This window comes from Streptomyces glaucescens (assembly GCF_002154375.1).
Classification (GTDB): Bacteria; Actinomycetota; Actinomycetes; order Streptomycetales; family Streptomycetaceae; genus Streptomyces; species Streptomyces glaucescens.
The window spans coordinates 1-9,813 of record NZ_MUND01000165.1; the positions used below are offsets into that span (position 1 = coordinate 1).

Genomic DNA, 9,813 nt, shown 5'->3' on the forward strand with positions numbered 1-9,813 from the left:
GTGCGGGGGGCCGGGGATGTGCCGGACCAGGCTGCCGCGAGCCGGCGGGGTTAGCATCCGCCGTATGACGACCAACGCATCCCCCCTCGATGTCGACATCGACGCCCTCCAGGGCGGCGCCGCCAACCTCAAGCAGTACGCCGGGCAGGCCGTGCTCGTGGTGAACGTGGCCTCCAAGTGCGGCCTGACCCCGCAGTACGCCGGTCTGGAGCGGCTCCAGGAGCGGTACGCGGCCCAGGGCTTCACCGTGCTCGGCGTGCCCTGCAACCAGTTCATGGGCCAGGAGCCCGGCAGCGCCACGGAGATCGCCGAGTTCTGCTCCGCGACGTACGGCGTGACCTTCCCGATGACCGAGAAGGTCGAGGTCAACGGTGAGAACCGGCACCCGCTGTACAAGCGGCTGACCGGCTTCGCCGACGCCGAGGGGCACAGCGGGGACATCCGCTGGAACTTCGAGAAGTTCCTGATCGGCCGGGACGGCACCGTCGTCGCCCGCTTCTCCCCGCAGGTCGAGCCGGAGTCGGCGGAGGTCGTCGCCGCGATCGAGGCGCAGCTCGGCTGAGCCGGTCCGGCCAGGGGGTTCGGGCGGGCACGAGCCGAGCCCCCTCGGCAAGGACGGCGGGCTCGTCGAGAGGGCTCTGAGGTGGTGCCGGGGTGCTGCTCGTATCCTGCGGGCGGTGCGCGTTACGCCTTGACCGAGGCCACGAAGGTGTTCCACGCGGTGGCGGGGAAGGCCAGCACCGGGCCCCGCTGGACCTTGGAGTCCCGGACGGCCATGGCCGACGGAACCGGGGACTTGATCTCGACGCACGCCCCGTTGCCCTGGGAGTAGGAGGACTTGACCCACGTGTCCGTCGCGCCCTGCTTGATCGCCATTTTCGCTCCAGTTACCGGTTGCTGAGTTGCTGCCTTTGCGCCAACGCTCTTGCTCGATGGCGTGATCGACGCTACTCGCCAACTCGGACGTCCGGAGCGACTATTCACTCGACCGGATGGCATATTCCAATCGGGTCTTCCGTCCGATCGGGGCCACGGTGTACTTTGCGGCGCCTCACCGGAGACCGGCGTAGTCCTTCACCACTTCGGCGATGAATTCCCGGGTTTGATCGACATTCAGCGCCTGCGCCCGCAAATGCTCGTACATAACGGCATACTTCTGCACGTCCTGGGCCTTCTCCAGGTAGAGGTCACTGGTGACGCCCTCGATGTAGACGACGCTCGAATCGGCGGCGTCCGGGAACTCCAGGATCGCGTACTGTCCGCTCACCCCGGGATGGGCGCCCATCTGGAACGGAATCAACTGCACGGTGACGTGCGGCAGCTGGGACATCTCGAGCAGATACTCCAGCTGCTCGATCATCACCTGCTTGCTGCCGACCTCGCGGCGCACCGCCGCCTCGTCGAGCACCGCCCACAGCCGCAGCGGGTTCTCCTCGGCGGCGATACGTTCCTGTCGGCGCAGTCTGACCTGCACCCTTTTCTCGATGTCGGCGGGTGTCGCCTCCGGCAGGGCACCCTGGATCAGCGCCTCCGCGTAGCTGCGGGTCTGCAGCAGACCGGGCACCACCTGCGGGTCGTACACCCGCAGACTCGCCGCGTCCGTCTCCAGACCGATGTAGACGCTGTAGGGGATGTCGCCGAAGGAGTGCCACCAGCCCTGCTGGCGCGAGTCCTTCGCCATCTGCATCAGCGAATCGACGATCCGGTGGTCCTCCACCTCGTAGACCCCGCACAGGTCGCGCACGTCGCGCTGGCTGATGCTGCGGCGGCCGTTCTCCAGGCGGCTGATCTTCGACTGCGACACCAGCAGCCGCTCCGCCACCTCCTCGGCCGTCATGCCCTTGAGCTCACGGAGCCTGCGCAGCTCCTGGCCCAGCCGGCGCCGCCTGACGGTGGGATTGACATTGGACGCCACGGGACGCGCACCTCCGGCTGCTGCGACTTTGCGTATCTGCTGTTGAGCAGACTGCCACCAAGCCGGTTCCTACCGCTGGGAAACTCCGGATATGCAGCGGGTACACGCCAGATCCGCACATGCGTCCGCGCGGGGTGGCGGACGCGCGCGTCGTCCGAACGACGCGTTCCGTCACCCCGCGCGGCTCGCGGCTCCCGAACCGGGCTTGTGTTCGCCGTACCGCCGTGGAACCGGCTGCCGTGCCACCGACTGCCGTCGAACCGGCCGTCGTGGAACGGCGGCTCAGTGGGCCACGGCGCGTGCCATGCTGCCGCGGTGCGGCTGGGCCGGGACCCCGCGTGCGGGTTCGGCCGCCCTGGCTCCGGCGGCCTGCCGGCCTGCCGGTCCCGCCGCGGCACGGCGCGGCTGGGCCGCCACGCCGTTCTGGACGTCCATCACGGCGTGCGCCACGAGGCCGCCCATGGGGTCGTGCCTGATCAGGTCCCGCAGCCGGGAGCGGGACGAGCGTCCCTCGTTCCCCGGATACAGGTGCTTGCCGAGACCCACGGCGTGCGCCAGGGCGGCGAGCGCCGCGGTCCGCGGGTCCGGCGGTACGCCGGTGCGGATCGCGGAATCCAGCCGGGCTTTGATCTCCCGGCTGATGGCGTTGTCCGTCGCCTGGTAGCGAGTCGTCGGCAACACCCCGCACATCTGGCCCTCTACGGCATGCACCATGCCGCATCGCTCCAGATGCGAGAGGTACGTCTGGCGGAGCCCGAGACGCGGCCCGCCGATCCAGTGGACGGCCCGTACCGGAGCGCCACGCCTTCGCAGCAACTCCAACGCGCAGTCCAGTGTCGGATCTCCTGTCGGCCGTGGTACCACCACGGCGATACGATCCCCGTCTGGGGCTATCCGTCCGGCCAGCGCCAGCTCCACTAGCTGTGCTCCGGCCAGACCCAGGTCGAGCGACTGCGGCTGTGCGGTGGTACCCGTGGTCGGGTCCAACGCCAGCAGCAGAAGCTCCTCCGGAAGTGTTCTGCGGCTCCTGCCCATCCATGCCTCCCCGCGTGGATGAATGACAGGGTGACCCCTCTCACATTGGTCTGTCGAGGGTGCGTGACCGGTTCGTAAGGGAACCGGTAGGTATGTCGTTCTCGTCTACCGCTTGGGTTTAACCCGCACACAGGACACTGGTACATGGTTCGGACACCGTGGTGGCCGGGTGTCCGGGCGGTGGTTCGGTTCGGTAGGCGCACGGGAACGTGCGGCATGGAGGAGGCATCGGTGGCGGGCGAGTCCCCCGACAGGTCGAAGCAGCGCGAGTCGTCGGCAGAACCGACGTCGGGGAGCGCGGGTCCGGTTCCCGAGGCCAGGCGCGAGGCGGACGATCCGCGCCTCGCCGTGGCCCGGGCGGGTGTCGACACGGCGACGCGGATCCTCTCGGCGAAGGACCTCGCGGAGGCGCGCAAGGGCGCGGCCGAGGCCGCCGGGACGAAGGACGACGAGGAGCTGCGCGCCGCGGTGGCGGCGTGGGTCCGCACGGCGGACGAGTCCCCGTCCGGGAAGGCCGAGCCGGCGGAGGGCGAGGCCGAGGCGGGCTCCGAGTCCCGGGCGGAGGCCGACGGCGACCCCGAGGGTGAGGCCGAGTCGCAGGACGTGGCCGACGCGGGCGCGGACGCTGACGCTGACGCGGACGCGAAGGACTCCGAGAAGGCCGGGGCGGACGCCGAGGACGCGGACGAGCGCGCGACCGACGCCAAGGCCGAGGAAGCGGACACGGACGCGGACACGGACGGGAGCGTGACCGACGCCAAGGCCGACGCCGACACCGACGCCGCGGATTCCGAGGAGGCCGGTGCCGAGTCCGCGCCGGCGCCCGAGGACGCCGACGCGGACGAGAGCGCGGCCGACGCCGGCACCGACGGCCGCGAGCCCGCGGAAGGGGCGGAGAGCGCCGGGAGCGCGAAGGACGACACCGACACCGGCAAGACCGCTTCCGACACCGAGAAGGGCTCCTCCGGCGCCGGGAAGGACGCCGGGAAGGGCTCCTCCCGGGCCGGGTCGGACGACGCCCCCGTCGACCAGCCCACCACCGTCTTCAAGGCCGTACGGCCGCCGAAGCCCGCGGTCGACCAGCCCACCACCATGCTGAAGCTGGGTGACGCCGCCAAGGCGAAGCCCGCCGAGGAGCCGAAGGAGCCCGCCAAGGGGCCCGCCAAGGAGCCCACGGAGTCCGAGGCGTCCAAGGAGCCCAAGGAGCCCAAGGAGTCCGTCAAGGACTCTGCGAAGCCCGGGGGCGGCGAGGACGAGGCCGAGCGGACCAGCACGTTCGTCGCGCTGAAGCAGCTGGACGACCCGGCGGTCCGCAAGCCCCGTACGGCCGCGCCCGCGAAGCCTGCCGAGCGGGCCGAACCGGCCGCGCCCGCGGGCCCCGTGGTCCCCGCCGACGTCACCGCCGCCGTGCCCCAGATCGGCCCGGAGCGGACCACCCAGCAGCCGTTGCCGCCGAAGCCGCCGCTGGATCTGCTGGCGGAGCTCACGAACACGCCGCCGCCTCCGCAGACGCCGCTGCGCACGGCCGTGCGCCGGGTGAAGATCTGGACGCCGCTGGTGCTGCTGCTGATCGTCGTGGTCGCGGTGATCCAGTCGGTGCGTCCGCTGCCGACGCCCACCCTCCAGCTCACCGCCGAGGACAGCTACACCTTCGACGGCTCCAAGGCCGGTATCCCGTGGCCGCAGGACGGCCAGGCCGCCCTCGACGTCCAGGGCATCGGCACGTTCGGCTCGTCCGGCGAGCAGAAGCCGGTCCCGATCGCGAGTGTCGCCAAGGTCATGACGGCGTACGTGATCCTCCGCGAACACCCGCTGAAGAGCGGCGAGGAGGGGCCGATGATCAAGATCGACCAGGCGGCCGAGGAGCAGTCGGACGCCGGCCAGGAGTCGACGGTCGACGTCTTCGCGGGCGACCGGATCTCCGAACGCGAGGCCCTGGAGAGCATCCTCATCGCGTCCGCGAACAATGTGGCGCGGCTGCTGGCCCGTTGGGACGCGGGCGCGGAGAAGGACTTCGTGGCGAAGATGAACGCCACCGCGAAGGACCTCGGCATGACCAACACCACGTACACCGACCCCTCGGGTCTGAACGACACCACGGTCAGCACGGCCGTGGACCAGGTGAAGCTCGCCAAGGCCGCGATGACGCTGCCCGCGTTCCGCGAGGTCGCCGCGATGATGTCGTACGACGACTACAAGGGCGTCAACCGCCGCAACTGGAACGAGCTGGTCGGCAGCAACAACGTCGTCGGCATCAAGACCGGCACCACCACCTCCGCCCTCGGCAACCTGGTGTTCGCGGCGAAGAAGGATGTCAGCGGCGAGACCCACACCATCGTCGGCGCGGTCGTGCGCCAGCCTCCGGGCGGCAAGGACAACACCATCCTCCAGGGCGCCCTGTCCGCGGGTGACCAGCTGATCCGGGCCGCGCAGGACGCGCTGGAGTCGGCGACGATCCTGAAGAAGGGCGATGTCGTCGGCCATGTGGACGACGGTCTTGGCGGCCGTACGCCGGTGGTCGTCACGCAGGACGTGACCGCGGTCGGCTGGGCGGGGCTGACGGTGAAGCTGTCGTTCGCCGCGGACGAGCTGCCGCACACGGCGAAGGCGGGGACGAAGGTCGGCACGCTCACCGTCGGTGACGGGGCGACCGCGGGTGCCGTGAAGGTGCCGGTCGCGCTCAAGGACGATCTGGCCGAGCCGGGCTTCATGGACAAGCTGACCCGTATCGGCTGATCACACGGCATGCGCGCACCCCGCCGGGACCCACGAGGGAGCCTCCCGGCGGGGTGCGTGCTAGCGTCACGAATCGGGACAGGCCGCCCGCGCGGGGGACGCGGACGGGAACTCCCGGAGACCCTCCGGGGAACGGTCGGCGAACGGACCACGCGGCCGAGAACAGCAGAACGGGACACGGGGAGTGCCTTCAGGTGGCCACTGCGGAGCCGACACGCACCGACGACACCGGTCCGGGCCCGGGAGACGGCCCGCGAATACGCGTACCCGAGGGTTCGCCGGAGCCTTCGGAGCAGCCTGGGCAGCGGGAGCAGGCGGAGCGGCGTTCGGCGGCCGACGCCGTCCGTGACCGGGTGCTGCGTCACCCCGTACTGTTCGTCACGGCCCTGGCCGGCGTGCTGCACGTCGTCTGGTTCTTCACGTTCGCGAACAGTGGTGGCGATCTCGCGGCGCAGGACGCCTGGGCGGAGTTCGTCGGCCGGCACCCGGACTCGGCGTACAACCTCGCCTGGTACGGCGGGATGCACCCGGTCTCGTACAGCGTGGTGTCGCCGTATCTGATGTCGGTGCTCGGCGTCCGGACGACGATGATGATCGCCGGGACGCTGTCGGCGGGCCTGCTGACGATGATCCTGATCCGCAGCCGGGTGGTGCGCAATCCGCTGTGGCCCGCGCTGGCGGGTGTGTTCGGGCTGCTCGGCAACGCCGCCTCGGGCCGGGTCACCTTCGGCCTCGGCACGCTGTTCGCCCTCGCGGCCGTCGCGGCGGTGTTCTGCTGGCCGTACCGCTGGCGCCACAAGCGCTGGGCGAAGGCGCTGTGCGCGGCGCCGCTGGCCGCGCTGGCCACCATGTCGTCACCGGTCGCGGGCCTGTTCGTCGGTCTGGTCGCGGTGGCGCTGTTCCTGCAGAAGCGGCGGCCGGGCGCCTGGGCGCTGGGGCTGGGCCCGATCGCGGTGGTCGCGGTCTCCGCGCTGGCGTTCCCGTTCTCCGGCACCCAGCCGATGTCGTTCGGCTCGGCGGGGCTGCCGATGCTGTACGCGCTGCTGGTCTTCCTGTTCGCCCCGCGGGAGTGGACCACCGTGCGGATCACCTCCGCGGTCTACTGCCTCTCCGTGCTGCTGGTCTGGCTGATCAGCTCGCAGATCGGCTCGAACATCACGCGGCTCGCGATGCTGTTCGCGGGTGTGGCGCTGGTGGCGGCGCTGCCGTTCACGGTGCCGCGCTCGCGCAAGTGGTACGCGCTCGTCGTCGCCATCGCCGGGTTCGTGACGTGGATAGGCTTCAAGTCGGTCGACGACGTGGTGCGCACCACGCCGCGCGCCTCCTGGGCCCGTGAGCTGGCCCCGCTCGTCAACGAGTTGCAGGAGGTCGGCGCCGACAAGGGCCGTGTCGAGGTGGTCCCGGCCCGCTCGCACCGCGAGGCGTCCGCGCTCGCCCCGTACATCAACCTGGCCCGCGGCTGGAACCGCCAGGCCGACATGGAGCGCAACCCGCTCTTCTACGACGACACCCTGAACTCGGCCAACTACCACCTGTGGCTCAAGCGCTGGGCGGTGCACTTCGTGGTCCTGCCGAAGGACGAGCCGGACGGCGACGGCGGGCAGCGCGAACGCGAGCTGGTGCAGCGGGGTCTGCCCTACCTGGAGCAGATCTGGGGCGACGCGAACTGGCAGCTGTTCCGGGTGAAGGACCCGGCGCCGCTCGCCGATCCGCCCGCCACCGTGGAGCGCGCCGAGCAGGGCGAGATGACCCTCCGGGTCAGCGAGCCCGGCCGGGTGCTGATCCGCGTCCCGTACTCGCCGTGGCTGAAGCTGGTCGACGAGGAGGGCAAGGGGGTCGAGGGGCCGCGCGAGACCGAGGAGTCCGAGGACCGTCCCGACGGTGAGCCGAAGACGTACGAGAACGTCAACGGCTGCCTGCTGGAGACGGAGGAGGACGAGGAGGGCGACAAGTGGACGATGCTCCTCGCGCCCCGCGCGGGCACCTACCGGCTGGCCTCGCCGTACGACTGGCCGCGCGGGACGCCCTGCCCGGAGGAGCTGCGGTGAGCGGCGGGACCGGGGCGGTCGGCGCGCTTCGCTGACGTCTCGAGAAGGGGAGGGCCGACGGTGGTGTCGGCCCTTTTTCATTGTTCATGTCCATGAACAAGAGTCACCGTGCAGAACAATTTTGCCAGCCCTTGACCTTCCCGTTCCTTGTCGCGCCCCTGTCACCCCACTCACGATGAGCGGGCCGTTCACAAGGCGGACCCTGGGCGGACCCTGGAAGGGTGGCACATGAACAGTCTCGACTGGGCCGTGCTCATCGGCTACTTCGGCGTGATGGTGGCCATCGGCGTCTGGTCGCACAAACGCGTGGACAACGTCAGCGACTTCTTCACCGCCGGCGGCAAGATGCCCTGGTGGCTGTCCGGCATCTCCCACCACATGTCCGGCTACAGCGCGGTGATGTTCACGGGCTACGCGGGCATCGCCTACACCTACGGCGTCACATCCTTCGTCACGTGGTCGTTCCCCATCGCCCTGGGCATCGCCATCGGCTCGAAGCTGTTCGCCCCGCGGATCAACCGGCTGCGCTCCCGGCTCCATGTGGCCTCCCCACTGGAGTACCTGAAGAACCGCTACGACCTGAAGACCCAGCAGGCGCTGGCCTGGTCCGGCATGCTGCTGAAGATCGTGGACGTCGGCGCGAAATGGGCGGCCATCGCCACGCTGCTGTCGGTCTTCACGGGCATCTCCCTGAACCAGGGCATCCTCATCACGGGCACCATCACCGCCGTCTACTGCACGATCGGCGGCCTGTGGGCGGACGCGCTGACGGAGCTGGGCCAGTTCGTCATCCAGTTCCTGGCCGGCATCGCGATGTTCGTCGCCGTCGTCATGGAACTCGACGACAAGGGCATCGGCTTCCTCGGCGCCTGGGACGAGCCCGAGCTCCAGGGCCACGGCGAACCACTGGTCGGCCCCTACGGCACGGTGTTCCTGCTGGCCTTCCTCTTCATCAAACTCTTCGAGTACAACGGCGGCATGCTCAACCAGGCCCAGCGCTACATGGCCACGTCCAACGCGCACGAGGCCGCGCGCTCGGCCCGCCTCTCGGCCATCCTGTGGCTGGTCTGGCCGCTGGTCCTCTTCTTCCCCATGTGGATGTCCCCGCTGCTGGTCGAGTCCCAGAAGGCGGACGGCTCCGACTCCTACGGCCTGATGACCGAGCAGCTCCTCCCGCACGGCCTGCTGGGCCTCGTCATCGTCGGCTTCTTCTCCCACACCATGGCCATGTGCTCCTCCGACGCCAACGCCATCGCCGCGGTGTTCACCAGGGACTGCGCACCGGTGGTGTGGCGGCGCGCCCGGTCCTGGAACGAGGGCCAGGGCCTGCGGGTCGCCCGCATCACCACGGTCGTCTTCCTCGGCCTGTCCATGGCGGCGGCCACCCAGGTCAACTCCCCCACCTTCGGCGACATCATCACCGTCGTCATCAAGTGGGTCGCCGGCCTGATGGGCCCCATGGCCATCCCCATGATGCTCGGCCTGCTCCGCCCCTTCCGCCGCTCCGGCCCCACCGCGGCCCTCACCAGCTGGGCCACCGGCCTGTTCGCCTTCTGGCTGGTGAACTACCCCATCCACTGGAACGTCGACGGCGGCGTCCCCCTCCAGTACCAGGTCTCCATCCCGCTCGCCGTCTCCCTGGTGCTCTACATCCTCATCGGCTACCTCAAGCCGGAGGACACCCCGGAACGCCTGGCCATCATCGAACGCATCAACACGGACGACGACGGCCCGGGCAGCGCGGGTGCCGCGGCGGCGATCCCTACCCAGCAGGGCGGGGCGCCGGGGGTGACGGTGAAGGACTGACCCGGCCGCTCAGGCCCTGCCCGCCGCTCAGGCCCTGGGGTACCGCGCCAGCCACGCCGGGGACGCCCCCGCCGGGCTGTGCAGCGCGGGCCCCTGGGTCATCTCCATGGCGAAGTCGTCGGCGAGTTCGAGGATCGTGGGACGGCCCTCCAGTTCGGCCAGCCAGGCCGGAGGGAGGGCCGTTTCGCCGTGCAGGGCGCCGAGGAGACCGCCGGTGAGGGCGGTGGTGGGGGCGGAGGGGCCGCCAACCACGGCGGCCCCTCCGCCCCCACC

Annotated in this window: 7 protein-coding genes and 1 pseudogene; 4 read left to right on the plus strand and 4 right to left on the minus strand. The window is 70.4% G+C overall.

Going from position 1 to position 9,813, the window contains the following annotated elements; all coding sequences use genetic code 11:
- Positions 1–64: 64 nt before the first annotated feature.
- Positions 65–562 (plus strand): glutathione peroxidase, encoded by a 498-nt coding sequence (locus tag CCN42_RS12500; protein ID WP_086735407.1) that lies wholly within the window; start codon positions 65–67, stop codon positions 560–562.
- A gap of 122 nt (positions 563–684) precedes the next feature.
- Here CCN42_RS12500 and CCN42_RS12505 read toward each other — a convergent pair whose 3' ends face one another.
- The 3 genes from CCN42_RS12505 to CCN42_RS12515 form a co-directional block, all read right to left on the minus strand.
- The gene (locus CCN42_RS12505) at positions 685–876 is read right to left on the minus strand and encodes a DUF397 domain-containing protein (RefSeq protein ID WP_086735409.1); all 192 of its coding nucleotides are present in this window, start codon (positions 874–876) and stop codon (positions 685–687) included.
- 175 nt (positions 877–1,051) lie between these two features.
- The gene (locus tag CCN42_RS12510; protein WP_086735411.1) at positions 1,052–1,915 is read right to left on the minus strand and encodes a helix-turn-helix domain-containing protein; all 864 of its coding nucleotides are present in this window, start codon (positions 1,913–1,915) and stop codon (positions 1,052–1,054) included.
- A 282-nt stretch (positions 1,916–2,197) separates the two neighbouring features.
- Positions 2,198–2,950 carry a GOLPH3/VPS74 family protein gene (locus CCN42_RS12515; protein ID WP_086735413.1) on the minus strand — a complete coding sequence of 251 codons (753 nt, stop codon included), beginning with the start codon at positions 2,948–2,950 and terminating at the stop codon, positions 2,198–2,200.
- Positions 2,951–3,166: 216 nt separating this feature from the next.
- Between CCN42_RS12515 and CCN42_RS12520 the strand changes: the two genes are divergently transcribed.
- The 3 genes from CCN42_RS12520 (at position 3,167) to CCN42_RS12530 (ending at position 9,540) form a co-directional block, all read left to right on the plus strand.
- The gene (locus tag CCN42_RS12520) at positions 3,167–5,686 is read left to right on the plus strand and encodes a D-alanyl-D-alanine carboxypeptidase (RefSeq protein WP_086735415.1); all 2,520 of its coding nucleotides are present in this window, start codon (positions 3,167–3,169) and stop codon (positions 5,684–5,686) included.
- A gap of 194 nt (positions 5,687–5,880) precedes the next feature.
- Positions 5,881–7,734, plus strand: coding sequence for a hypothetical protein (locus CCN42_RS12525; protein WP_086735417.1), 1,854 nt, complete (start codon positions 5,881–5,883; stop codon positions 7,732–7,734).
- 228 nt (positions 7,735–7,962) lie between these two features.
- Positions 7,963–9,540, plus strand: coding sequence for a sodium:solute symporter family protein (locus tag CCN42_RS12530; RefSeq protein ID WP_086735418.1), 1,578 nt, complete (start codon positions 7,963–7,965; stop codon positions 9,538–9,540).
- Between the two features lie 27 nt (positions 9,541–9,567).
- Here CCN42_RS12530 and CCN42_RS12535 read toward each other — a convergent pair.
- Positions 9,568–9,813: pseudogene (locus CCN42_RS12535) on the minus strand (ADP-ribosylglycohydrolase family protein); the annotation flags it as partial.

What these genes read in the sequence shown, in the direction of transcription:
- CCN42_RS12500 (WP_086735407.1), top strand. Translation starts at nt 65, where the DNA reads ATGACGACCAACGCATCCCCCCTCGATGTCGACATCGACGCCCTCCAG.
- CCN42_RS12505 (WP_086735409.1), bottom strand. Translation starts at nt 876, where the DNA reads ATGGCGATCAAGCAGGGCGCGACGGACACGTGGGTCAAGTCCTCCTAC.
- CCN42_RS12515 (WP_086735413.1), bottom strand. Translation starts at nt 2,950, where the DNA reads ATGGGCAGGAGCCGCAGAACACTTCCGGAGGAGCTTCTGCTGCTGGCG.
- CCN42_RS12520 (WP_086735415.1), top strand. Translation starts at nt 3,167, where the DNA reads ATGGAGGAGGCATCGGTGGCGGGCGAGTCCCCCGACAGGTCGAAGCAG.
- CCN42_RS12530 (WP_086735418.1), top strand. Translation starts at nt 7,963, where the DNA reads ATGAACAGTCTCGACTGGGCCGTGCTCATCGGCTACTTCGGCGTGATG.